Origin of the sequence: Streptomyces sp. NPDC050743 (assembly GCF_044456925.1) — a bacterium.
GTDB lineage: Bacteria > Actinomycetota > Actinomycetes > Streptomycetales > Streptomycetaceae > Streptomyces.
Map to the genome: position 1 here is coordinate 1 of NZ_JBITGJ010000090.1, position 23419 is coordinate 23419.

18 protein-coding genes and 2 pseudogenes are annotated in these 23419 nt (G+C 68.2%); 10 read left to right on the forward strand and 10 right to left on the reverse strand.

What is annotated here, in order from left to right; translation table 11 throughout:
* Both ACIBJF_RS42680 and ACIBJF_RS42685 read left to right on the forward strand, forming a co-directional pair.
* On the forward strand, nucleotides 1-520 hold a 520-nt coding region (locus ACIBJF_RS42680), incomplete at its 5' end, for a DDE-type integrase/transposase/recombinase (protein WP_399182398.1).
* A 127-nt stretch (nucleotides 521-647) separates the two neighbouring features.
* Nucleotides 648-914 (forward strand): annotated as a pseudogene (locus tag ACIBJF_RS42685) (hypothetical protein); the annotation flags it as partial.
* Between the two features lie 90 nt (nucleotides 915-1004).
* Here ACIBJF_RS42685 and ACIBJF_RS42690 read toward each other — a convergent pair.
* Together ACIBJF_RS42690 and ACIBJF_RS42695 are read right to left on the reverse strand one after the other, a co-directional pair.
* Nucleotides 1005-1213, reverse strand: a pseudogene (locus ACIBJF_RS42690) (hypothetical protein); the annotation flags it as partial.
* A 160-nt stretch (nucleotides 1214-1373) separates the two neighbouring features.
* Nucleotides 1374-1892, reverse strand: coding sequence for a winged helix-turn-helix transcriptional regulator (locus ACIBJF_RS42695; protein WP_399182400.1), 519 nt, complete (start codon nucleotides 1890-1892; stop codon nucleotides 1374-1376).
* Between the two features lie 388 nt (nucleotides 1893-2280).
* On the opposite strand from ACIBJF_RS42695, the gene ACIBJF_RS42700 reads away from it, so the two are divergent.
* The 5 genes from ACIBJF_RS42700 to ACIBJF_RS42720 all read left to right on the forward strand — a co-directional run bounded on the left by ACIBJF_RS42700 (nucleotide 2281) and on the right by ACIBJF_RS42720 (nucleotide 9005).
* Nucleotides 2281-3054, forward strand: a complete 774-nt coding sequence (locus ACIBJF_RS42700) for a DUF899 family protein (protein WP_399182402.1) — start codon at nucleotides 2281-2283, stop codon at nucleotides 3052-3054.
* Nucleotides 3055-3209: 155 nt separating this feature from the next.
* Nucleotides 3210-4292, forward strand: a complete 1083-nt coding sequence (locus ACIBJF_RS42705) for an alkene reductase (RefSeq protein WP_399182441.1) — start codon at nucleotides 3210-3212, stop codon at nucleotides 4290-4292.
* Nucleotides 4293-4610: 318 nt separating this feature from the next.
* On the forward strand, nucleotides 4611-6986 hold the full coding sequence (locus ACIBJF_RS42710; RefSeq protein WP_399182403.1) for an MFS transporter: 2376 nt from the start codon (nucleotides 4611-4613) through the stop codon (nucleotides 6984-6986).
* A gap of 129 nt (nucleotides 6987-7115) precedes the next feature.
* Entirely contained in the window at nucleotides 7116-7943 is an 828-nt protein-coding gene (locus ACIBJF_RS42715; RefSeq protein ID WP_399182405.1) for a transposase family protein, read from the forward strand.
* A gap of 210 nt (nucleotides 7944-8153) precedes the next feature.
* A complete protein-coding gene (locus tag ACIBJF_RS42720) occupies nucleotides 8154-9005 on the forward strand; it encodes an MBL fold metallo-hydrolase (protein WP_399182407.1) in 852 nt (283 codons plus the stop codon).
* Nucleotides 9006-9161: 156 nt separating this feature from the next.
* Here the strand turns inward: ACIBJF_RS42720 and ACIBJF_RS42725 are convergent, their stop codons facing one another.
* Nucleotides 9162-9677, reverse strand: a complete 516-nt coding sequence (locus tag ACIBJF_RS42725) for a 4-oxalocrotonate tautomerase family protein (protein WP_399182409.1) — start codon at nucleotides 9675-9677, stop codon at nucleotides 9162-9164.
* Between the two features lie 932 nt (nucleotides 9678-10609).
* On the opposite strand from ACIBJF_RS42725, the gene ACIBJF_RS42730 reads away from it, so the two are divergent.
* Entirely contained in the window at nucleotides 10610-11437 is an 828-nt protein-coding gene (locus ACIBJF_RS42730) for a transposase family protein (protein ID WP_399182411.1), read from the forward strand.
* A 700-nt stretch (nucleotides 11438-12137) separates the two neighbouring features.
* Here the strand turns inward: ACIBJF_RS42730 and ACIBJF_RS42735 are convergent.
* Nucleotides 12138-12809 (reverse strand): enoyl-CoA hydratase-related protein, encoded by a 672-nt coding sequence (locus tag ACIBJF_RS42735; protein ID WP_399182413.1) that lies wholly within the window; start codon nucleotides 12807-12809, stop codon nucleotides 12138-12140.
* 90 nt (nucleotides 12810-12899) lie between these two features.
* Entirely contained in the window at nucleotides 12900-13301 is a 402-nt protein-coding gene (locus ACIBJF_RS42740; RefSeq protein ID WP_399182415.1) for an enoyl-CoA hydratase-related protein, read from the reverse strand.
* Between the two features lie 134 nt (nucleotides 13302-13435).
* Here ACIBJF_RS42740 and ACIBJF_RS42745 point away from each other — a divergent pair, with 134 nt between their 5' ends.
* Complete coding sequence (locus ACIBJF_RS42745; protein WP_399182417.1) at nucleotides 13436-14023, forward strand: TetR/AcrR family transcriptional regulator; 588 nt, start codon at nucleotides 13436-13438, stop codon at nucleotides 14021-14023.
* A gap of 422 nt (nucleotides 14024-14445) precedes the next feature.
* Here ACIBJF_RS42745 and ACIBJF_RS42750 read toward each other — a convergent pair whose 3' ends face one another.
* From ACIBJF_RS42750 to ACIBJF_RS42765, 4 genes are all read right to left on the reverse strand, one after another.
* On the reverse strand, nucleotides 14446-16404 hold the full coding sequence (locus ACIBJF_RS42750; RefSeq protein ID WP_399182419.1) for an acetoacetate--CoA ligase: 1959 nt from the start codon (nucleotides 16402-16404) through the stop codon (nucleotides 14446-14448).
* Nucleotides 16405-16508: 104 nt separating this feature from the next.
* Nucleotides 16509-17744 (reverse strand): CaiB/BaiF CoA transferase family protein, encoded by a 1236-nt coding sequence (locus ACIBJF_RS42755; protein ID WP_399182421.1) that lies wholly within the window; start codon nucleotides 17742-17744, stop codon nucleotides 16509-16511.
* A 3-nt stretch (nucleotides 17745-17747) separates the two neighbouring features.
* On the reverse strand, nucleotides 17748-19046 hold the full coding sequence (locus ACIBJF_RS42760) for an enoyl-CoA hydratase-related protein (RefSeq protein WP_399182422.1): 1299 nt from the start codon (nucleotides 19044-19046) through the stop codon (nucleotides 17748-17750).
* Nucleotides 19047-19301: 255 nt separating this feature from the next.
* Nucleotides 19302-20609 (reverse strand): PotD/PotF family extracellular solute-binding protein, encoded by a 1308-nt coding sequence (locus tag ACIBJF_RS42765; protein WP_399182424.1) that lies wholly within the window; start codon nucleotides 20607-20609, stop codon nucleotides 19302-19304.
* A gap of 177 nt (nucleotides 20610-20786) precedes the next feature.
* Between ACIBJF_RS42765 and ACIBJF_RS42770 the strand changes: the two genes are divergently transcribed.
* Nucleotides 20787-21755 (forward strand): hypothetical protein, encoded by a 969-nt coding sequence (locus ACIBJF_RS42770; RefSeq protein ID WP_399182426.1) that lies wholly within the window; start codon nucleotides 20787-20789, stop codon nucleotides 21753-21755.
* 65 nt (nucleotides 21756-21820) lie between these two features.
* Here the strand turns inward: ACIBJF_RS42770 and ACIBJF_RS42775 are convergent, their stop codons facing one another.
* Nucleotides 21821-23260, reverse strand: coding sequence for a gamma-aminobutyraldehyde dehydrogenase (locus tag ACIBJF_RS42775; protein ID WP_399182428.1), 1440 nt, complete (start codon nucleotides 23258-23260; stop codon nucleotides 21821-21823).
* Nucleotides 23261-23419: the final 159 nt, after the last annotated feature.

Consider the following 23419-nt stretch of genomic DNA (forward strand, 5'->3'; position numbering starts at 1 on the left):
GAACCCGCTCCGGGTAGCTCCCACCAGCAACATGATCACTCGGCACGAGACAGGCACTCTACCCGATCAAGATCATCTAATCGAACGACGTTGGGCCACGCGCGAGGTGGTCGGCTACGCGATGGCTGAGCACCACCGTGCCGAGTTGGTCGTCGACGCGCTGAAGATGGCCGCCGGCCGCGGTGGTCTACAGGAAGGCTGCATCGCACATTCGGACCGCGGGTCGGAATACACCTCACGCGAATACCGCAGCCTGATAAAGGAGTTGGGGCTGAGGCAGAGCATGGGCAGAACGGGCTCGTGTTACGATAACGCGGCTGCTGAAAGCTTTTTCGGACTGTTGAAAGCGGAGATCGGGACCACCGTCTGGGAGTCTCACGAAGCCGCTCGCGCCGACATCTTCCGCTTCATAGAGGTCGAGTACAACCGCACGCGCCTGCGCAAGCACCCCGTCTACGGGTATGTCACTCCAGTCGAAACCAGGGCGCTGACGACGCAAGACCTCGCCCCCGCAGCGTAACCATCCGCTGTCCACGCTGAAGGGGGAACTTCATACGTGTGGTCCGGATCCGGATGTCCGGACCACACATCCGCGGCATTTCGCCGGGCCCCTGCCCCTCGTGGACAACCGCATCGAGTCGCACGCCATGCCGACGGACTTCCCCCTCGGGAACGGGAATGTGCGTTCTTCCGCCGCTGACGCGACCACGTGCCGGTCAGGGAGTTCCACGACCGGATGCGCGGCCGGGGCGGGATGCCGAGCCGACGGCCGGGGTGATCGACTCGCAGTCGGACAAGGCGGACACCGTCGTCGGCGCCGACAGCCGGGCTTCGACGGCAGCAAGCAGATCAACGGGCGCAAGCAGCATGTCGTGGTGGACACGCTCGGCCGGCTGCCGGGGGTGACGGTCACCGCCGCGGATGTCGGCGACCGCGCTGCCGCGCAGGTGCTGCTGGAGCAGGTGGCGGCGCGCACCACCGGCTGGAACTGGTCTGGCCCGACGGCGACCCGGCGCCGGCTCGGTCAGCCAGCGCGCCACCAGCCGTTTCGCCTTCGACTGCAGCGCCTCAACCCGCGCTGGCACCACCTCCAAGCCGAACAGGGTGGCCATCTCCTGGCAGGTCAGCGGCCCAGGACCAGTCGGAGCCGGTCCGCGAGGGCCTTGAGGATGGGCTGGTAGTCCATCGACAGCACCGACCAGTCCAGGCCCTCACAAGCAGCACGGACCGCGCACTGCCTCCACTGGCCCGCATGGCACCGCTATCGCGAGGCCTGGGCCAGAGCCCGCCGCCGAGCCCGACGAGCGGTCAGCCGACCACCACCCCGAGCTACAGCGCCCGAATCGATCTACACCTGAAGGGGCGGTTTCAGTTCAGTGGCCGCGAATGGGTTCGAGTAGGCGGTGTGCGGTGGTGAGGGTCTTGCTGACGAAGTCGTCCGAGGGCTCGTCGTAGCCGGGGCCGGGAAGTACCAGCAGATCCGACGGTGGAACAACGCTGCTGCAGATGGTGCACGTTCCGTCCGGCGCGAGCATGCCCGCGTCCTGGGCATGCTGGAAAATCCGACGCGGGCCCTTGGCCGAGTAGTAATCGTCGCCCCAGCTGGTCAGGTCGCGTACGACGGGCCACAGGCGCACACCCTTGTCGGTCAGGACGTACTCGCTGTAGCCGTGACTTCCCGGCGTCTCCGCGAGCACACCGGCCGCACGCAAGGTCTCGAGGCGGTCGGTGAGTACGGCGCGCGGCACCCCGAGGTGCGCGGCGAAGTCGCCGAAGCGGCGCACGCCGAAGAACGCGTCGCGCAGGATCAGCAGCGTCCAGCGCTCGCCGACGATCTCGAGAGCACGCGAGAGCGAGCACCGCTGTCCCGCGTAGTCCTTCGGAAGAGCCATAGCCCAAGATTACCAGCAATAGTTCATTGACAGAACCAGGTCCCTGTGCAAGGCTTGGTTCAGTCAATGAACTGACGTCCTCGTTCGGAGGAACGGCGACGACGGTGGCCAAGAACGCAGACCGGGGGCCCGGCACGGGCCCGGGCGCGCGCTGCCGGCTGCCGCGGACCCACATGGGCCGCCGCGTCCGGCACCCACTGGCGAATCCGCGCGGTGCCCGCCGCGGCCGCCTTCACGGTGCAGCTCGGGGTTCTCGTCGCCCCCGCGCCCATCGCCGAGCGCTGGCCAGTACCGAGCGCAATAAAGAACCGCAGGACATGCAAGGACGCTCCGAATTTCCCTAGCCTGGAAGGGAGGAGGGTTCGGAGCACAGGAAAGGATGGAAACAATGGCTGCCGAGAGCGCTCCGCGCGAAATGAACAAGTGGGAGAACATACTCCACGACCCGAATATCCAATTCCCCGGCGAGTCAAGCGAGTACCGACGCGCACGCAACCAGCTGTTGGAGTCGGAGGACGAGCTCCGGCGGTTGACCGAGCAGGTCGCCGCCCAGCGCCGGGCACTCCCGGTCGGCGGCCTCCTCAAGGAGGACTACGTCTTCGAGTCCGCGGACGATGGCAGCGAGGTGAGGTTCTCGGAGCTGTTCGCACCGGGCAAGGACACCCTGGTCATCTACAACATGATGTTCCCGCGCTGGTCGGAAGATTCGCGAAAGGGCGCCGCCCGGGGCAAGACAGCCCTGCTGCCGCTTGCCGAGCAGCCCTGCCCGTCGTGCACCTCCTTCGTCGACGGGCTCGACGGTCCCGCTCTTCACCTCGCCGCACGGATCAACCTCGCCGTGGTCGCTAAGACGGACCCCGCTCGGTTGAGCACTTATGGACAAGAACGCGGTTGGCGCAATCTTCGGCTGCTGTCCTCACGGAACAACACCTTCGGCCGCGACTATCACGGGGAAACGCCGGAGGGCGAGCAGCTCCCGGTCCTGAATGTGTTCTCACGTGACGAGGACGGGATCCACCACCGGTGGGCGAGCGAGCTGCAGTTCACGGCGGCAGACACCACCGCAATGGCCCCCGTCTGGTCACTCTTGGGCCTTCTCGATTTGACGCCGGACGGACGCGGAAGCATGGCCGATTACCCCGCGCTTCAGTACGACGAATAGAAGTCCTCGAATTCCCGCCCGTTTCCCTTCACTAAACCGCATTTCCGTGCTTTACGGGGGCGGGGCAGCGTCGCGCGAAATGCCGCCGGTCACACCCCAGGATCCTCCGATCCCCACCCCCCACATCAGGAGTCAAACCAATGCAGCCCTTGCTCATGCCGTACCCCATGCGTGACGTCCCTCTGGCGAACCGCGTGGTCATGGCCCCACTGACCCGGACTCGCGCACGCAACAGCGACCTCTTGCCCACCGACCTCCACGTCGAGTACTACGCCCAGCGGGCGTCGGCCGGTCTGATCATCTCCGAGGGCGTGTGGATCAGCCGGGACGCGGTCGGATGGCATGACGTCCCGGGGCTGTTCACCGACGAGCAGGTCGCCCACTGGAAGCGTGTGACGGACGCGGTCCACCAGGCGGGCGGTGTCATCTTCGCTCAGCTGTGGCACACCGGCTCGACTTCCCACCCCGACTTCTTCGACGGCCGTCCGCCCCTTGCGCCGTCGGCGGTGAACCCCGGGCTGCTGTCCCCGACGCCGTCCGGCCGCCAGCCGACCGTGGAGCCCCTGGCGATGTCGGCGCAGGACATCCGGCAGACGATCGCCGACTTTGCGGCGGCCGCCCGCAACGCCATGGCGGCGGGATTCGACGGTGTGCAACTGCAGGCGGGCTTCCACTATCTGATCAGCCAGTTCCTCAATCCCCGCACCAATCGGCGCACGGACCTCTACGGCGGCTCGATCGAGAACCGTGCCCGGTTCCTCTTCGAGACCATCGAAGCCGTCGGCGAGTTCGTCGACCTGCGGCGCGTCGGCGTGAAGGCCGGGCCCGCCTGGGGTGAGACGGGAGAGTTCGTCTCCGGGCCCGAGGCGCTGACCGAGAGCGAGTACGTGCTCGGACGGCTCAACGACTATGAACTGTCACATCTCCTGCTCATGGGGATGGTGACCGACCCCGCCGGAGGACCGTTCGAGGACCTGGCCGGCGATGGCATGTTCCGGCACTTCCGGAAGGTCTATCAGGGCACCACCATCGCGAACGTCGGGTTCGACAGGCACCGGGGCAACGCGGTCCTGACCGACGACCTGGCGGATCTCGTCGCCTTCGGGCAGCCGTTCATCGCCAATCCCGATCTGCCGGCACGCTTCGCCGCCCATGCGCCGCTCGCCGAACCGAAGCGGGACCTCTTCTACGGCCCGGATGCCGCCGGCTACACCGATTACCCCCAGCTGGAGGGGTGACGGAGGCATGAACCACGGCCAGGCCGGGTGGCCTCGGAAGCGAGTGCGACTGGATCTTGCACCGGCGCACACGCTGCCTGATCCGGCGGAGTCCTCCCCCTGGCCGCGGCATCCCCCGCTCCGGCCCGACCTTGCTCTTCAGAGTCAGCCGGCCAAGTTGGCCGTCGTCAGAGTTTGCAAACTGGACTAACCTCGAAAGGACTGTGCATGGCGAGCCACGCCGCTGAGGCGCCTGCCGCCCGGACGATTGCCGACACGCCGACGCCCCAGCGGGTGCCACGGCGGTGGATGGGACTCATCGTCGCCTGCCTCGGACAAATGGTGATGTTCGTGAACATCACGCAGACGACGGCGACCCTGGCGCCGATCCAGCAGGACCTGCATGTCTCCGGCTCGACCCTGGTCTGGATGGCCAGCCTCTACTCCGTGATGGTCGCCAGCTTCGTCCTGTCCGCCGGGACGGTCGGTGACATCGTGGGACGCCGTCGGACCTTCGCCCTCGGCGCGTCCCTGCTGGGCGCGGGAAGCCTGACCGTCTCCCTGTCGCACGGTTCGACCGGAGTCCTCGCCGGGGAGGCGATCATGGGTCTGGGCGGGGCCGCGGTCCTACCCAACAGCCTGTCGATCGTCACCCACCTGTTCACCGATCCGCATGAACGGACCAGGGCGGTCGGCATCTGGGCCGCGGTCTCCGGCATCGGCCTGGGATTCGGTCCGATCGCCGCCGGAGTGATCCTGGAGCGTTACTCCTGGCACGCGGTGTTCCTGGTCAATGTGGTCCTGGCGGCCATCGTGCTGCTCCTCGCACCCCGCTTCGTCACCGAAAGCCGGCACCCCGGCCGTCATCTCGATCCCCCGGGCCTGGTGCTCGGGGTGGCAGCCATCGGCGCCCTCAACTACGGCGTCATCGACGGCGGCCACTCGGGCTTCGGGTCCACCCGGGCCGTCTGGGCGTTCGTCGTGGCCGCGCTGGCGCTGGTGGCGCTCATCCTGGTCGAGGCGCGTACGCGCACGCCGATGCTGAAGCTCCGTCTGTTCCGCATTCCGTCGTTCGCCACGGCGAACGTGGTCGCGCTGATCGTGCAGTACGGATTCGTGGCCACGGCGTTCGTCCAGGTGCTCTACCTCGAGCGGATTCGGCACGAGTCCATCCTCAGGGTGGGTCTCCTGCTGCTGCCGCTGATGCTGGCTTACGTGATCTTCAGCCCCGTGGCCGCTCCGCTCGCACGGGTGATCGGCTTCAAGGCGACGCTGGGCATCGGTGCGCTGCTCGCCGCGGCCGGCAACCTGTTGATGATCAACCAGAACCCGTCCACGTCCTTGGTGACCGTCGGGATCCTGACGGCGATGTTCGGGGCCGGAGCAGGGCTGATCCTTCCCCCGGCCACCGCGGTGTCAGTGATCAGCGTGCCGCACGCCGACGCCGGCATGGCCAGTGGGACCGTCAACCTGTTCCGCCAGGTCGGTGGCACGCTGGGGGCGACCATCACCGGGACGATCCTCACCAGCGGGCTGACGTCCCGACTGCCCGACCAGTTGACCGGGCGGGGCCTGCCGCGGTCCGTCGCCGAGAAGCTGACCGCCGCCGTCAGCAGCGGGGCGCCCGCATCCACGCACTCCGCCGCTCTGCGGGAAACGATGACCGCAGCCGTCGGCGGGGCGTTCTCCGGGGCACTGCACCTGGCCGTTCTGATCCCGGGTGCGGCGATACTGGCAGGCGGCGCGGCAGGCGTCGTCCTCATCCGCAACCGGCCGGGACGGCCGGCCGCCTCGCCCGTCGTGGCAGGGAACAGCCAGGTCACCGTCCGGGAACCGGCCCCTGAACCGCAGCTCGTGCGAGCGGGCACCGCCGCCGTCGGGCAGCCGGCCATCGGGTACACCGCGGCGCTCTCGGGGCCGTCCGGCCGGGAGGTTCCCCTGGACGGCATGACCGGCGCGGTCATTCACGGATCCGTGCGCGACGGCACGGGAACCGCGGTCCGAGCGGCCACGTTGACCCTGATCTCATTGCAGGGGACGCAGTTGGGCCGCGCCCATGTCGGCCCGGACGGTGGATACGTACTGACCGCTCCGGCCGGCGGCAGCTATGTGCTGATCGTGTCGGCCGACGGGCGGCAGCCGCAGGCGGCCACCGTGGTCGTGGGGGAGGCACCGCTCGGCTACGACGTGGTCCTGTCGGGTGCCGGCGGCCTGACGGGAGTGGTGCGCGATGCGGCCGACGGGATGCCGGTGGCCGACGCCATGGTCGTCGTCACTGATGTCCGCGGCGAGGTGCTGGTCACGGCCACGACCGGGGAGTCGGGTGCCTTCACCTTCAACCAGCTGGCCGCGGGCACCTTCACCGTGGCGATCAGCGCCGCCGCCTACCGACCGGTCGCGCTGCCGGTGGAGGTGAGTGATCAAGTGACCCGCCTCGAAGTCGACCTGAGCCGCGGTGCCGTACTGCAGGGCACGGTGAGGGCGGGGGCCGGCCGTCAGCCGCTGCCCGACGCGCGGGTCACACTGGTGGACGCTGCGGGCAACGTCGCAGGCACGGCGATCACCGACGACGACGGCTCCTACGCCTTCACCGACCTGGACAGCGGCGAATACACGCTGACCGCCAGCGGATACGCGCCCATGGCCACCTCGCTGTCGCTGGACGGCCTCGGACGGAGCGGTTGCGACGTGGAGCTGGGGCACCAGGACCAGTGAGCCTTTCCCAGTAAGCGATGCTCACTGAACGTGATCACCCTGCGGCGTTGGGGGCTCAACTCCAGGCAGGCGTAAGGCCCCTGGTAGGAACGATCTTGCGACAGAAAAGATCCGACCGAGGGGCCTCACGTGCCGACCAGTGTCACATACACCGCCGTGCTCGATGTTCAGCGGTCCACCGCCGGGCACCTGGCCCGGCTCCTGCGGGACCGCCGGGCCGAGGTCGGTACTCGGCGCGGACGCCGGGCCCTGGGCTGCTTCAAGCAAGCCGTACTGATCCTGCGCTGGTTCATCGACGGCACCCGCCTTACCCAACTCGCCCGCGACAACGGCCTGTCCGTCTCCACGGCCTACCGCTACCTGCACGAAGGGCTGACGGTCCTGGCGGCCGGAGCGCCAGACCTGGCTACAGCGCTGGAGCGGGCGAAGGCCGCCGGCCTGACCCACCTCAACCTGGACGGCACGGTCGTCCGCACCGACCGGGTCGCAGCCCCGGGCCCCAACGGGGCAGACCTGTGGTGGTCCGGGAAGCACCGGCACCATGGCGGCAACGTACAGGTCGTCTCAACCCCCGACGGCTGGCCGATCTGGGTCTCTCCGGTGCGGCCCGGTCGCGAGCACGACACCACCTGCGCCCGCCACCACGGCCTGACCGACGCCCTCAACCGCCTCGCCGCCCAGCTGGGCACCCTGACCCTGGTCGATCTCGGCTACGAGAACGCCGGTGACGGCTTCCGCCACCCGGTCAAGAAGCCCGCGGGCGGTGAACTCACCGAAGCCCAGCAAACCTTCAACAAGGTCATCCGAGGCGTCCACGGCGTATGCGAGCGAGCGAACTCCCTGCTCAAGACCACTTTTAAGGCACTACGGCGGGTCAGCCTCGACCCCAGCCGCATCACCCAGATCGCCGCCGCAGCGCTCGTCCTGCTCCACCTCGAGTACGACCGCACCATCTAAACGATCACACGCAGTCATGATCGCTTACTGGGAAAGGCTCAGTAAGAGACCGCACACAACCGGCCGGGGAACTCCAACGCAGAAACGCCACGGCCGGTTTCGGGAAGAGTGGGTTCCTGTCGTCGGCCGACGGCCGACGGCCGACGACCGACGACCGACGACCGACGACAAAAGGCTTACGTACAGGAACCCGGAAAGGACAGTCTGGTGATGAGTGAACTTCACTACGCGGTGTACATCTCGCCCATGGAAGATCTTCCGACACCGTCGCCGATTCAGCCGCCCAATGGCGACGTGCCGAGGTGGTCCCCGATATCCAGCACACTGATCTACGGTGACACGGAGGCGCTGCTTGTCGACCCGCCGATGACGATCGATCAGGCGCGGCAGGTAGCCGACTGGGCAAAGGGATTCGAGCGCCGGCTGTCCGCCGTCTACGTCACTCACGCCCACGGCGACCACTGGTACGGCACGACAACGCTGCTCGAGCACTTCCCCGACGCCACGGTCTACGCGACCGAGGGCGTGATCGACGAGATGCACGGGACAACGCCCGGTGGCAAGCCCAACCCCAGGTATGCCGCGCTGTTTCCGGGCAAGCTGTCGGACACGCCGGTGGTCGCCCGGCCTGTTCCGCCCGGCGGCATTATGATCGACGGCCAGGCAGCGCAGGCCGTGGATGTCGGTCACAGCGACACCGACAGCACTACAGTGCTGCATGTTCCGTCGATCGGACTGGTCGTGGCAGGCGACGTGATCTACAACAACCTGCACCAATCCGTCGGAGAATCCGCGAACGGTGGCTTGCTAACGTGGCTCGCCGCAGTCGATGTCGTCGCCTCGCTCAACCCGCTACATGTCGTGGCAGGGCACAAGGATCCTACACGCCCGGATGATCCGGCCATCATCGCTGAAACCCGTGAATATCTCCTGGCCGTGGAGGAGATACTGGCGGACGAACCGACCCGGGATGAGTTCTTCGATCGCGTGGTCAAGCGTTATCCCGATCGACTCAACACGACCACGGTCTCCTATTCGGCTGTACGCCTGATCTGCGACTGATGGCCGTACAGGCCAAGGTGAGAGCTCAGCGTTGAGATCGCGTTCGAAGCGCATGTCACTGGCCCTGCCGGCCCGTCTCACCCCAGGCAGGCCTGGCGTTCACGCCGACACGCCGCAGGTCGAGGAACTCGCCGACGGCTTCGATTCAGCTTGGCCTCATGAGGGGCGCGCGGCTGAATGCTTGGAGGTGTTCACCTTCAACTCGGACCAGCGTTCGGGATCCTGATCGGTACCGACCAGGCGGCCGATCTCCAGCGCGGAATAGGTGCTCCCGCTGCACCCCCAACTGCCCTCCGGGATCTCGATGAGCAACGCGTAGATTCGCAGCAGATACGCGGGCGAAATGTGGACACCATTCAGCTCGATCTCCGAGCCGTCGTCGCCGAGCACGGAGAGGAACGCCTTGCCGATCGCGGCGTGCGCGGCTTCGCGTCGTTTTTGGTTGAAGAAGCCGGCAGCGGTTATCCCCTCGACGAGCCAGAACGGTTCATTCCCCAGGAAGCAGTTCCGCTGAGGAATCTCGTTGAAGACGATGAACGTACCGTTCCTGGCCGGCTCCGTAACCGGATCGACCTCCTGAACCATCACGGCATCGATGAGCAGCGGGGCGAGCTGTTCCTTTTGTTCAGCGGTGAGCGAGTTCTCGGGGCAGGTGACGCGGATACAGGGCATGACTGGTCTCCTTTCCTTCCGTCTTTCCCTTTGCCTTTCTTTCGGTGCCTGTGCCGGTCACCGTATGTGAGTCGACTCTGGACATCTATGTCGGTCGCCAGCAGCTGCCGTGAATGCAATGCTGCCCCCAGCACCTCGATGCTGCTGTCGCCGCCCAGCTCGATATGCGCGGCATTGCGTCCTGATGCCGATACGAAGGGAGCCGGATTAGGTGAACCTGCCATCGTTCAGGGTCGGTGAACTCTGGATCCATCGTTGCTCCATGTACGACCTGCTGCAACCGCGCAAGTTCAGCCTCCTGACGCCTCAGATCCGACCTAAGTCCCCGAGCTGTTCCTCCGACATCCAGAGCTGACATCAACGGCCACAGACCGCAGCTGCAACCGGCAGCCGGATGGGGCAGTGGTGCGTTCCCTGGACTGCTGCAGCCTCGACCGGGAAGAAATTGCTCTCTAAGAAAGGTCACACCCGGTGCACGATGAGGCGGGACGTGACCGGGTCAGTTTTCTTCCGGCTGGCGAACGCGGTGCAGGCGGGTATCTCGGCGACTTCGGCGTCCGCGATGAGCTCGCCGGTCTCGGGGCGGGCAGGGCGGTGGAGTAGGTGATCTGCTGCCAGGCGGTGTCGGGGATAGCGGTGATGGCCCGTTTGATGGAGGGGTTCATGCCGCTGGTGAGGGAGAAGCGGGCGCCGGCCCGGCGGCAGGCGGCGATGACGCCGGCGTTGTAGAACTGCGAGTCGGCGCGCAGGAGGCGCATGCCGGTGCGGTCGGCCTCACGGGCGGTGGCCAGTGAGGTCTTCTCAGCAACGTGACGGTTGCGGTGCGTGATCATGCCCCGGCGGCAGGGTGGTGACCTGGCGTCAGACGGAGGTGGAGCCCCTGGTAGGAACAAGTCTGCGAAGATCACGTTCCGTACAACCAGAGGCTCCACGTGGCGTCCAGTATCACCTATACCGCCGTGCTCGATGTCCGCAGGGCGACCGCCGAGCATCTCGCGAAGCTGCTGCGCGAACACCGCGAACGGCTCGGCACCCGCAAGGGCACCCGCGCGCTGGGCGTATTCAAGCAGGCAGTGCTGGTGCTGCGCTGGTTCGTCGACGGCACCCGGCTGGTCCAGCTCGCCCGGGACAACGGCATCTCGACCCCCACCGCCTACCGCTACTTGCACGAGGGACTGACCGTTCTGGCCGACCACGCGCCCGATCTATCCACCGCGCTGGAGCGCGCGGCAGCGGCCGGTTACACCCACCTCAACCTGGACGGCACCGTGATCCGCACCGACCGCGTGGCCGCCGCCGGCCCCAACGGAGCGGACCTGTGGTGGTCTGGGAAACACAAGCACCACGGAGGGAACGTGCAGGTCATCTCGGCCCCGGACGGCTGGCCATTGTGGGTCTCCCCGGTCCGGCCGGGCCGCGAGCACGACACCACCTGCGCCCGCGCACACGGCCTGGTCGACGCCCTGAACCGGCTCGCCGCCACCCTGGGTATCCCCACCCTGACCGACCTCGGCTACGAGAACGCCGCAGACGGCCTCCGCCACCCGGTCAAGAAGCCCAAGGACGGTGAACTCGCCGACTGCGACAAGGCGTTCAACGCCGTGAGCCGGGGCGTCCACGCCGTTGCCGAGCGGGCCAACGCCCTGCTGAAGGTCACCTTCAAGGCCCTGCGCCGGGTCAGCCTCGACCCCGCGGCCATCACCCGGATCGCCCGCGCCGCCCTCGTCCTGCTCCAGCTCGAATACGCCCGCATTACCTGACGAAGATCACAGTACGTCACAGGGCGTTACCGAGAAGGGTTCAGTGCCTCGCTGACGAATTTCGGGGTGCCGCGGGAGTCGGGTGCCTTGCCGCGGCGCATCCGCACGGCGGCGATCACCGCCCGGGAGGTGGGTGTGCAGCTGGTGGCGAGCAGGGAGTGCAGGGTGCTGATGCCCTTGAACCGGCCGTACTCCGCACCCTGCTTGATGCTGCAGTAGACGCGTTGTGGGTGGAGTCGACATCGACGAACGCCTTCTCCCCGGAGCCGAGCCGCCCGGCATCGCACCGTGGTGCAGCATGTCCAGTCGTCGATGCCGTCCGCTCCTGCGGCCGCCCGGCGTTGCTGGTGACCTCGGCGTCTGCCCCGGCGCCCGCGCCATTCCTCGCCCTGCTCAGCTTCACTTCTCCGCCGTCAGGCGGGCGAGCCCGCACCGCTCGGCAAGCCGCATCACCGGCACCAGGCCGGCATGCGCAATCAGGTTCGCGTCATCGATCGCAGCAAAGACCGCCGCCCGTGGGTGGAAAACTCACATCTCGGAAGCGCCTTGCTGATGGCGCGTGCCGGAAGCCTCAAGGACTCCCGTCACCGCAGGTCACAAGGCACCTCCTCGTTCATCGGGGAGCAGGGCGAGTTGTTCCCCGTCCGGCGCTACCACCCGTCCTTCGTGCCCCCGGGCGGCGATCGCCCCCGGCACGGCGTCAGCCCAGCGGGTTGGTCGTGTCGCGGAGCGTGGTGAGGACAGGGGCGTACATGCGCGTCTTGATGGTTCCGAGGCTGTCGCCGGCCTTGCTCGCGTGAGTCTGGGCGAGTTCGAGGGCGGCAGTGCGCAGGGCGTCCTCGTCCACGGCGTGATCGACGATTCCGGCGGCGGCGGCTTCCTGGCCGCCGAAACGACGGGCGGACACCATGGCGTGGTGGGCCGTTTGCGGGGTCAGCCGGGACTCGATGAGGGCGGACATGCCCGGAGTGAAGGGGATGTTGATGTCTGCCTCGGGCAGGCACCAGAAGCCCCGGTCGGCGCGCATGAGACGGAAGTCGTGGGCCAGGGAGAACATCGCTCCCGCGGCGAAGGTGTGTCCCTGCAGCGCGGCAACGGTGATCAGCGGGAGGGACAGGAACCTTGCGAACAGACCGTGGACGGAAGTGACGTAGTCCAGGTGCTCGTCACTGTGCGCGGCGAGCCATTCGAGATCGAGACCGTTGGAGTAGAACTTCCCGGTCGCAGCGGTCACCAGGGCGCGGGGGCCTTCCGACTTCTCCACCTCGTCCAGGGCCGCGTTGACCGAGGCGATCCAGTCGGGGTGGAAGCGGTTCTCCCCGTCACCGAGGTCGAGAACGAAGACGGCGTCGTGGCGGTCGAGCGTGGGCATGAGGGCTCCTTGGAGACGGTTCGGTGGGGCAGGGCACATTGGCCGGGTGGAATCGGGGTCTGCTGGGCCGCAAACCGGGGCTGCGGACTGTCACCTTCCGGTGAACCGGGCCGGTCGGCGCTCGAGAAACGAGGTGATGCCTTCCCGGAAGTCCTGGCTGGCCATCAACTCGTATGCCGTCGTGGGGATCACGGCCACGGCCGCGACTGGAGCGTCGACGATGGCGAGGCGCGCGTCGGCGAGGCTGTTCACACTGGCCAGGGGTGCGCGGGAGGCGATCTCCCGTGCCAGTTGCAGAGCCCGCTGGACCCGTGATCCCGGCTCGACGACCTCCTGTACGAACCCGATGCGGTAGGCCCCTGCGGCGCCGATCTCGTCGGCACGCTGCGGACGCAGCACCTCCGGATGCGCCGCCAAGAGATCAAGGGCCAGAGGCTCCCACTCAGCCGCGCGCCCGATGCCTCCCGTGGTGAGCACTTCGCAGATCGACATGTGTCTCCTCGACGGCCCGACTAAGTATGTGGACATATATAGTTAGCGGCCCCGGCAGTGTCAAGACACTTCCGGAGTCTCACCGTCCACTTCTCTATGTCTCTGGACATACATATTTGCGGTACCCTTACTCCGTGCCACCCAGATCCGACAGTCGCGAGCAAATGATCAAGGCGGGTCGCCGGCTGTACAGCGCCCGCGGATACGTGGGCACCGCCTTCTCCGACGTGCTCGCGGAGAGCGGCGCTCCGCGCGGTTCGGTGTACTTCCACTTCCCCGGCGGCAAGGACGAGTTCGCCGGCGAGGTCATCGCCGCGCACAGTCGGTCCGAGGAAGCCCGGCTGACCCGACTGGCCGCCACGTGCGAGACCCCGCGGGAACTCGTGATCGCGTTTCTGACGGCGGCCCGGGACTACGCCGTGTCGACCGGATTCCGCGAAGGCTGCCCCATCGGCGCGGTCATCCTGGAAAGCAGCCACGCTTCCCCCACTCTGCTCGAATCGGCTGCCGCGGCCATCGAGACGTCGATCGGCTCTTTCACCGCCCTGCTGGTCGAGCGCGGCGCGACGGAGTCGGACGCGCGCCGCTGGGCAACCGCCGCGATCACCGGTTTCGAGGGTGCGCTGATCGTCTCCCGGGCGATGGCCGATCCCGCCCCGTTCGACTCGCTGATCGACTTGCTCCAGCTGACCATGGACCGCGACCGCGCCGACATGGCCTGACCCGGCATCACGAGAACTCGGTGGCCCGGACGAGAGCGCCGTTCCTGGTCACCACAGCCACTTGCCGGCCGTCGTAACCCGGCTCGGCGAGGATCTCCTCGCTGTGCTCGCCTTGTAAGGCGGGCACCTGCTCGGCGAGCCCGGGAGCCCGGCGAAGTGCCAGACCGGCCCGGTGGGCGACGGGGAGGAGCAGCCATCCGCAGGTCGCGCTGTGCACTTGCAGTCATGGGCTTCGGCGGGCGCGAGAGTGACCACCGGAGGCGGACAAGGAGACGGAGAGATGGCCCGCGGTGAGCTCGACGGACGAAGATGCCGTGCCCACCGCGGAGATCAGATTCCGGGCCGGCAGATGAGTCTGGATCACCGCCGATGGCACTGTGTTCGGTGGTGCAGCCTGCCGTTCTCGCGGAGTTGACGGCCCCTCAGGTGCCAGGCGTCGGTGTGTTGCGCCGGCTGGCGCCGACCGACCGGTAGAAGCCGATCAGTTCGGGACGGTCGATTGCGTCGTCCGCGATGACTCCTTCGGTCAGCCCGGCCAGGATCTTCTTGATCGGGACCTCGACCTTCTTGCCGGTCCGGGTGTGCGGCACACCGGGAGCAGCGATGATCTCATCGGGAACGTGACGCGGGGAGACGCCGTCGCGGACCACGGCGATGATCCGCTGACGCAGTTCCTCGGTCAGTGACGCGTCACCGTCCAGGACGACGAACAACGGCATCCAGTACCCGCCGCCAGGCTCCTCGACTCCGACGACCAGGGCTTCCTCGACTTCGTCGAGCGATTCGACAGCCCGGTAGATGTCACTGCTGCCCATACGGATCCCGTTGCGGTTCAACGTCGCGTCGGAGCGGCCGTGCACGATCACCGAGCCGCGGCTGGTGAGCGTGATCCAGTCACCGTGACGCCACACGCCTTCATATTCATCGAAGTAGGCCGAGCGGTAGCGCTCTCCGTCCGGGTCGTTCCAGAACCGCACGGGCATCGACGGCATCGGCTGGACGACCACCAGGTCGCCAACCCCGTCGATCACCGGCTTGCCGGCGCCCGCCCACGCCTGCAGGTCGACGCCGAGACAACGGACGGACAGCTCACCCGCCTGGATCGGCACGGTCGGCACCGAGCCGGCGAAGGAGCTGACGACGTCGGTGCCGCCGGAGGTGGATCCGACCAGGACCTCGGACCCCAACTCGTCGGCAATCCAGCGGTGGGTGTGCGGGCTCAGCACCGACCCGGTGCTGCCGAGGAAGCGCAGGGCCGACAGGTCGAAGTCTCGGGCCGGGCGCAGGCCGGCCTTTCGGGTCAGCTCCAGATAGCCGGGACTGACCCCGAGTGCGGTGACACGCTCGGCGGCGGCAACGTCCCACAGCGAGGGGGCCGTCGGGGTGCCGTCGAAGCAGACGATCCCGGCGCCCACCAGCAGACCCGCGTTGCGGGCGTTCCACATCATCCAGTTGAGCGTGGTGTACCAGAAGAAGCGGTCGGTGTGACCGAGGTCGGTGTGCAGAGCAATGCTCTTCAGCTGCTCGAGCAGGGCGCCGCCGTGTCCGTGCACGATGCCTTTGGGCACGCCGGTGGTTCCCGACGAGAACAGCACCCACAGGGGGTGGTCGAACGGGACCTGCGTCACCTGTAGTTCGGCCTCGTCGGCCACCGCCTCCTGCCAGGTGAGCTGCCGGATGCCGTCCAGGCCTGCCGGGACCGGGTCGTGGATCGGACCGCGGGGCACGACCACCTGGAGCCGGAGCGTCGGCATCCGAGCGGCGATAGCGCGTGCCTCGGCGGTCCGGTCCACGAATCGGCCGCGGTGGTGGTGGCCGGTGGCGAATACCAGGACCGCGGGCTCGAGTTGGGCGAGCCGCTCGATTGCCGCGGCCGCCGCCAGGTCCTGAGCGCAGCCGGCCCAGACGGCCCCGAGGCTGGCCGTGGCCAGGAACGCGATGACGGCCTCGGCGATGTCGGGCAGGTACCCGACGACACGGTCGCCGGTGGTGACACCGTTGGCGCGCAGCGTCGCCGCGAACGCTGCCACGGCCGTACGCAGTTGCGGCCACGTCAGTGACGTCGACTCGCCCAGCTCATTGCGGGCGATCACGGCCGTACCGGTGGTGTGGCGGAAGATCTGCGAGACGTAGTTCGTGGTTCCGCCAGGAAACCACTGGGTGCCGGGCATCTCGCCCGGCACAAGCGTGCGGGTGGGCCGGTCCGACCATGGCACGTCGAAGAAGTCCGCCACTGCGGTCCAGAAGGCTTCGAGGTCGGTGACAGACCACTGCCACAGCTCCTCATAGCTTTCGGGCTGCACGTCGTAGTGCTCAGCGACGTACCGGGTGAACTCGGTGATCCTCGCCCGTTCGGTGGCCTGCTGTGTGGGAGTCCACACGGGCCGATCGATTGCCATCTGCTCTCTCGCCCTCATGGATGACGTTGCCGTTGGCGTCGCCTCGGTCGCAGGGTCGTGCCGCGGCCGGAGTTCCCTCTGCCCCTTCACGGCTTGACCGATTCGCGGGCCGGCTCCACCAGCGCTCCCTTGGCGAAAAGGCCCGCGATCGTGTCCTCGTCGTAGCCGAGTTCACTCAGGACGGCGTGGTTGTGTTCGCCCTGGAACGCCGGGATCTGCTCGCCCGTTCCCGATTGTCCGTTGTTGCTTCCGAAGTGCCAGGGCGAGCCGGGGATGGTGATCCGGCCGCCTGCGCGGTCGGGCACCTCCCGGACGGCGGGCCAGGTCTGGGCCCACTCACCGGCCGCGAACTCCTGCGGTGTGCGCACGATTCCGCTCGCCATCTTCGCCTCGTCCAGTTGCGCGTCGAGCGAGGCCATGTCGTCGAAGGTGTAGATCCAGGTCTGCACGATGGCACGCAGCTCGTGGAGGTGACGGGCCCTCAGTTGCGGTGTGCGGAACCTTGGATCGTCGGCGAGGTCGTGTCGCCGCATCGCGCTGAGGTAGAACGGGAAGGTCAGGCTGCCCACCAGGCTGGTGGAGATGACGAATTCACGCCCTTCGGGGCTGATGAAGAAGTTGACGTCCGTCGCGCCGAGGATCGGGCGCTCATCGCCGAGGTCGATGCCGGAAAGATCGTAGTGCGTGCGCTCGTTCATGGACGTGATGACCGCCGCCATGGCCACGTCGACGTACTGGCCCTCTCCTGTGGCGTGGCGGTGGTTCAGCGCGGCGAGCACCGCGACGAGACCGTGCAGCCCGGTGTAGACGTCCGCGTGCGACAGCGGGTCGGTCTGCTGGTCGTCGCCGTCGATGCCGAAGTGGCGCAGCGTGTTCGAGGTGAATCCGGTCTCGGCCTGCACCGTGGGTGCGTACGCCATCCGGCTGCGCCACGGTCCGCGCTGCCCGTAGCCGCTCATCGACACGTAGACCACGCGGGGGTTGCGCTTCGAGACCGACTCGTGGTCCAGGCCGAAGGATGCCAGTGCCCCTGGGCGGAAGTTCTCGATGACGACGTCGGCGGTGTCGCACAACTCGAGTGCGATCTTCCGCGCTTCGGGGAGGTTCAGGTCGATGCTGATGTTGCGCTTGCCGGCGTTCTGCTGCGCGTAGTACCCGCTGATCGTCCCCTGGTTCGGGTAAGAGAAGCGGGAGACGTCTCCGGCCGGGGGCTCGATCTTGATCACTTCGGCGCCCAGGTCCAACAGGTGCTTTCCGCAGTGTGGGCCTGCGAGGACCCGGCTGAAGTCGACCACGCGCAGTCCGTGCAGAGGGAGAACCACGACCTACCTGCCTTCGAATCGAGCCGAGCCCAGGCCCGTGGTGCGGACCGACTCGAGTGCATGCTGCAGATCGCGAGAGGCCCAGACACCGCGCTGCAGCTCGGCCATCTTCTCGTCGGCGGCCCGCACACCGTTCTCGAGCGCGTACGACACGATTGCCTTGGTGGAGGCATGCGCGACTGTGGCTCCGTGGCCCAGTTCCTGGGCCAGCGACAGCGCGACCTCGTCGAGCATGTCGTCGGCGACGACCCGGTTGATGACGTTCCACCGCTCGAGGGTCCGCGCGTCGTATCGGCGGGCCAGCATCGCCATCTCCTTGGCGCGGGCGGCACCGGCACGCTGCGCGAGCCGCTGCACAGCGCCGGAGAGCGGGTTCAGCCCCAGTGTGGCCTCGACCGACCCCAGCTTGGCCGACTCTCCGGCCACGATCAGGTCGCATGCCAGGGCCAGCTCGAATCCACCGCCCACGCAGACGCCGTGCACCGCGGCCACGATGGGCATCGGAAGCTCGTCGAACGCATGCAGGAACCCGATCCGGTCGATCTCCGGCTCCTGTCCGGCGAGGCCGTCGAACAGTGCCAGGTCCGCACCGGCAGAGAAGTTCCGCAGTCCGCTGCGCAGCAGGACGGCCCGCGCACCCTGCTCGTGGGCCCACCGAATGCTTTCCAGCAGCGCGTCCAGCAGGACGTACCCCATGAAGTTGTGCGGCCTGTGCTGCATCGTCAGCACCGCGACCGGGCCGTCCATGCTCCGCGCGACCGCCATGTCGTCACCGACGGGCTGCCCGTCCGGCGACTGGTGGCCGTTTCCGCTCGCCAGTTCTTCAGCCATCCCCGGCTCACCCCTCTCCAACGCCATTGTTGATCGGGAAATTATATGTAGGCAGGCATACATGTCAACGCCGGGAAGAGGGCGAGCAGGGCGCGCAGCTGGCCGCCGGATGCGCCCCCCTGTCGTGGCCGGCGGCGGTGGCGTCGTGGTCCGTCCCGGCCGGGCGGCGGAGATCCGGATCAGCCTGCCCTTCTTGTCGGTCAGGGCGAGGAAGTGCAGGCCGTGGCGGTGGTGCTTGCCGCAGTGGTTGGGGCGGTCTTCCGCTCCGGTGCGGCGTTGGGTGGGGATCAGGGTGCTGCCGATCAGCACGACGTCCCCGCCCCGTCTGGCTGTCGCGAGCAGGGCGCGGTCCAGGCGCGGGGCACTGGCGGCGAGCAGTCCGATCATCTCGTCGCGCCGGCGTCGCAGGGTGGACTCGGGCACGCCGTTGCCGCCGGCCACGTCGAGCAGGCGCTGGTCGTGCCGCAGCATGGCCGGGACCGGCACCGCGATCCGGCCCGGCGGCAGCGACCTGAACGGGGAACGGATCGTCTTCAGGTGGGATGGCAGCAGGTCCGCGAGATAGGTGATGGTGCTCGTGGACAGGCCGAGGCGGCACTGGTGGACAAGGGAGACGGTGTCCCCGGCGTGTTCTTCGGTTCTGGTCGCACAATCTCAACGGCCGTTGGAAGCACCACAGTTGGGGCCCGAGTCGCCGCTCGCGGGGATAGTCGGCAGCAGTGCTGGTCACAGGCGCACGGTGAACAGGCCGTCGGGTAGCTTGCGCAGCCGGCCCCGTTCGGTGAGCTTGGTCGACTTCCCCGCAGCGACTCCAGCTTGCCCCGCGCGCGCCCGTGTCCAGACCAACCCCACGATCTTGTTCCACCGCTTCGCGAACTCCACCCGCTCCGTGGACGTGATGTCCCGGGCGATCACGAGCCGCTTGCGCATGACGGAGTCCGGGAAGATCAGGGGGTTGTCGGCGAGGGACGCGGTGTCCTCGTCCTTCGAGGACGCCAGGACGTCCTGGGCGGCCGGGACCGGGCAGACGTAGTTGACCCAGGCGGCGAGCTCCGCGGCGACCTCGGGGGCGTAGTAGTAGTCGATCAGGCGCTCGGCGTTGGTCTTGTGGCGGGCCCGGTTGGGGATCATCAGGGAGTCCGACCACAGCTCGGCGCCCTCCTCGGGGACGACGAAGCGGATGTCGGGGTTGTCGGCCTGGAGCTGGATGACGTCGCCGGAGTAGGCCTGGCAGGCCAGGACGTCCCCGCTGACCAGGTCCTTGGTGTAGTCGTTGCCGGTGAAGCGGCGGATCTGGCCGCGGTGGACCTCGCGTTCCACCTCGTCGCAGACGTTGTGGAAGTCGTCGGCCGTCCACTTGGAGATGTCGACGCCGTTGCCCTGCATGAGGAGGGCGAAGGACTCGTCCAGGCCGGACAGGAGGGTCACGCGGCCCTTGAGGTCGCTTGCCCAGAGGTCCTTGACGTGCCGGATCTCGCGGCCGAGTTTCCCGCGGTTGTAGGCGATGCCGGTGATGCCCGACTGCCACGGCACCGTGTACCGGCGGCCCTTGTCGAAGGCGGGCGAACGGAGCAGCGGGTCAAGGTACTTCGCCACGTTCGGCTGGCGGGCCCGGTCCATCTCCTGGACCCAGCCCAGCCGGACGAACCGGGCGCACATCCAGTCGCTGATGACGATCAGATCGCGGCCGGTGGACTGACGGTTCATCAGCGCCGGGCTGATCTTGCCGAAGAACTCGTCGTTGTCGTTGATCTCCTCGGCGTAGTCCACAACGATCCCGGTGCGCTTCTCGAACGCCTCCAGCGTGGGCCGCCGGTTGGGGTTGTCGTCGTCGGTGTCGATGTACAGCGGCCAGTTCGCCCAGGTCAGCTTCTTGTCGGCGAGGGACTCGTCGGCGACGGCCCGCTCGCCGGGCGCGACATAGGCGGCGGGCACCCCGCAGCCGGCCAGGGTGCCGAGCGCGGCGGTGCCGCCGAGCGCGCGCAGGAGGGAGCGGCGGGACATCGGCGACGTACGGAAAGAGGTCCGGGACATCCCGGAAGGATGCCGCCCCGCCGCTCGGACCGGCAATCGACGCTGCGTCGAGCATGCCCCCGGCTGCCCGACACCCTGTCGATCAACGGCCGTTGCCGGGGTACGGAAACCTACGACCCGGATATGCGTCCCGCACCGCACAGTGTCCCGGTCGCTTCCCGGGAGGACGATGACCGGGTGCTGCCACAAGGGAAGCGGCGCCGCGAGGCGCGGGAGGAGTCGGCCCGTCTGCAGGGCCGGTTGACGGCATTCGGCGAGCTGCTCGCGGGGCATCCGTTCGCCGCGGACCGTCCGGGTGCCACCCATGTGATGGCCGTGGAGTACGCCCGGGCTCTGGACGCCTACGAGCAGGCGGCACGGGTGGCCGAGCGCGATCCGGCATCCGCGCGGCGTGAACTGGCCGAGGGCCTCGCGGCCCTGCACCGTCTCAACGCCCTTCTCGTCGGGGCGCTGCCCGCCGACAGCGCGGGGGCGGTACGTCCGCCGGGCGGCAGCGGGTTCACGCCGAAGCCGCCAACGGCGCCGAAGTGGCCAACGGCGCCGGAAGAAGCGGGTATCGGCGCGCTCGCGGGGATCGCGCCGGCACGGGAGGCCGCCTCCCGGCCGCGGCTGAGGGAGCGCTTCACCGCTCGGCAGTTGCTGGCCCGCGCCGCCCTCGTCGTGCTGGCCTGTTACTGCGTGCTGGTCGGGCTCGTCGGCGGATGGGGTCCGGCGTTGGCCTGCGTCCCCCTCGTCCACTTCGGGGTCGGGCTGACCGGCTTCGGGACCATGGTCTGCCGGCTGGTGATCTCGCGGATCCGCAGCGCCGTGCGAGGCGGCCGTGTCGCGGTCGAGTACCGCGGCACCGAGCGCACCCACGGCGTCCGCGGCCCGTGGGAACAGCGATACGTCCATACGGACACGGCCGGGCGTGAGACGGCGTACGGCCGGACGGTGCCCAGCCCGTCCCTCGCCGCGGTGCCGGTCCGCCGCTTGTGGCTGCTGGAGGAGGGCCACGGGGACCGCACGCTGATCACCTCCACGGAGCTGTGCCTCACCCCGCTGCTCCTGGTCGTCGGCGTGCCGCTCCTGCTGCTGGGGCTCGCTCTCCTGCTGGGCGGGGTTCCGGGGATGCTGATCGCCGTGTCGACGGGCCTGTGGTCGTGACACGGCGCGGCCCCCGGACGGGGAGGTGAACCCGTCCGGGGGCCGCTCACTGCCGTTCCCGGTGCCTACTCGCCCAGGGACGTCATCACGTGCTTGATCCGCGTGTAGTCCTCGAAGCCGTACGCCGACAGGTCCTTGCCGTAGCCGGACTTCTTGAAGCCGCCGTGCGGCATCTCCGCGACCAGCGGGATGTGGGTGTTGATCCACACGCAGCCGAAGTCGAGCTTCTTGGACATGCGCATCGCGCGGGCGTGGTCCTTGGTCCACACCGAGGAGGCGAGGGCGTACTCCACGCCGTTGGCGTACTCGACGGCCTGGTCCTCGTCGGCGAAGGTCTGGACGGTGATGACCGGGCCGAAGACCTCCTTCTGGATGATCTCGTCGTCCTGCTTGACGCCGGAGACGACGGTCGGCGCGAAGAAGTAGCCCTTGTCGCCGACGCGCTTGCCGCCGGCCTCCACGCGCGCGTGGGCGGGCAGCCGCTCGATGAAGCCCTCGACCTGCTTGAGCTGGTTGGGGTTGTTCAGCGGGCCGAAGAGCACGTCCTCGTCGTCCGGCTGACCGGTCTTGGTGTCCTCGGCGGCCTTCGCCAGCGCGGCCACGAACTCGTCGTGGATCGACTCGTGCACGAGGACGCGGCAGGCGGCCGTGCAGTCCTGGCCGGCGTTGAAGAAGCCCGCCACGGAGATGTCCTCGACGGCCTTGGCGATGTCGGTGTCCTCGAAGACGACGACCGGGGCCTTGCCGCCGAGCTCCAGGTGGACCCGCTTGAGGTCCTTCGACGCCGACTCGGCCACCGACATGCCGGCCCGGACCGAGCCGGTGATGGAGGCCATCGCCGGGGTGTCGTGCTCGACCATCAGCCGGCCGGTCTCACGGTCGCCGCAGACGACGTTGAAGACGCCCTTGGGCAGGACCGAGCCGATGATGTCGGCGATCAGGACGGTGGAGGCCGGGGTGGTGTCCGAGGGCTTGAGGACCACGGTGTTGCCGGCCGCGATCGCGGGGGCGAACTTCCACACCGCCATCATCATCGGGTAGTTCCACGGCGCGACCTGCGCGCAGACGCCGACCGGCTCACGGCGGATGATCGAGGTCATCCCCTCCATGTACTCGCCGGCCGAGCGGCCCTCCAGCATCCGCGCCGCGCCCGCGAAGAAGCGGATCTGGTCGACCATCGGCGGGATCTCCTCGGAGCGGGTGAGCCCGATCGGCTTGCCCGTGTTCTCCACCTCCGCCGCGATCAGTTCCTCGGCGCGCTCCTCGAACGCGTCCGCGATCTTGAGGAGGGCCTTCTGGCGCTCGGCGGGGGTGGTGTCGCGCCAGGCCGGGAAGGCGCGGGCGGCGGCCTCCATGGCGGCGTCCACGTCCGCCTTGCCGGACAGCGGCGCGGTCGCGTACGCCTCGCCCGTCGCGGGGTTGACCACCTCGGTGGTCCGTCCGTCGGCGGCGTCCCGGAACTCACCGTCGATGTAGTTGCGCAGACGACGCAGCTCGGTGCTCACTGCCGGCCTCCTGATCTGGTTCTTTGCGTCCACTCACTGAGACACCCACCCTAGCCGCCGGGCCCACGTTTTCAACACCCCCACGGCCGCGACTTCTGCGAAATCCGCACGCCCGCGAGTCTCAAACAACGGATTTCATCGATCGGGGCTTGCGAAACT

What these genes read in the sequence shown, in the direction of transcription:
- ACIBJF_RS42695 (WP_399182400.1), bottom strand. Translation starts at nt 1,892, where the DNA reads ATGGCTCTTCCGAAGGACTACGCGGGACAGCGGTGCTCGCTCTCGCGT.
- ACIBJF_RS42700 (WP_399182402.1), top strand. Translation starts at nt 2,281, where the DNA reads ATGGCTGCCGAGAGCGCTCCGCGCGAAATGAACAAGTGGGAGAACATA.
- ACIBJF_RS42705 (WP_399182441.1), top strand. Translation starts at nt 3,210, where the DNA reads ATGCCGTACCCCATGCGTGACGTCCCTCTGGCGAACCGCGTGGTCATG.
- ACIBJF_RS42710 (WP_399182403.1), top strand. Translation starts at nt 4,611, where the DNA reads ATGGTGATGTTCGTGAACATCACGCAGACGACGGCGACCCTGGCGCCG.
- ACIBJF_RS42720 (WP_399182407.1), top strand. Translation starts at nt 8,154, where the DNA reads ATGAGTGAACTTCACTACGCGGTGTACATCTCGCCCATGGAAGATCTT.
- ACIBJF_RS42725 (WP_399182409.1), bottom strand. Translation starts at nt 9,677, where the DNA reads ATGCCCTGTATCCGCGTCACCTGCCCCGAGAACTCGCTCACCGCTGAA.
- ACIBJF_RS42735 (WP_399182413.1), bottom strand. Translation starts at nt 12,809, where the DNA reads ATGCCCACGCTCGACCGCCACGACGCCGTCTTCGTTCTCGACCTCGGT.
- ACIBJF_RS42740 (WP_399182415.1), bottom strand. Translation starts at nt 13,301, where the DNA reads ATGTCGATCTGCGAAGTGCTCACCACGGGAGGCATCGGGCGCGCGGCT.
- ACIBJF_RS42760 (WP_399182422.1), bottom strand. Translation starts at nt 19,046, where the DNA reads ATGCTGCGGCACGACCAGCGCCTGCTCGACGTGGCCGGCGGCAACGGC.
- ACIBJF_RS42765 (WP_399182424.1), bottom strand. Translation starts at nt 20,609, where the DNA reads ATGTCCCGGACCTCTTTCCGTACGTCGCCGATGTCCCGCCGCTCCCTC.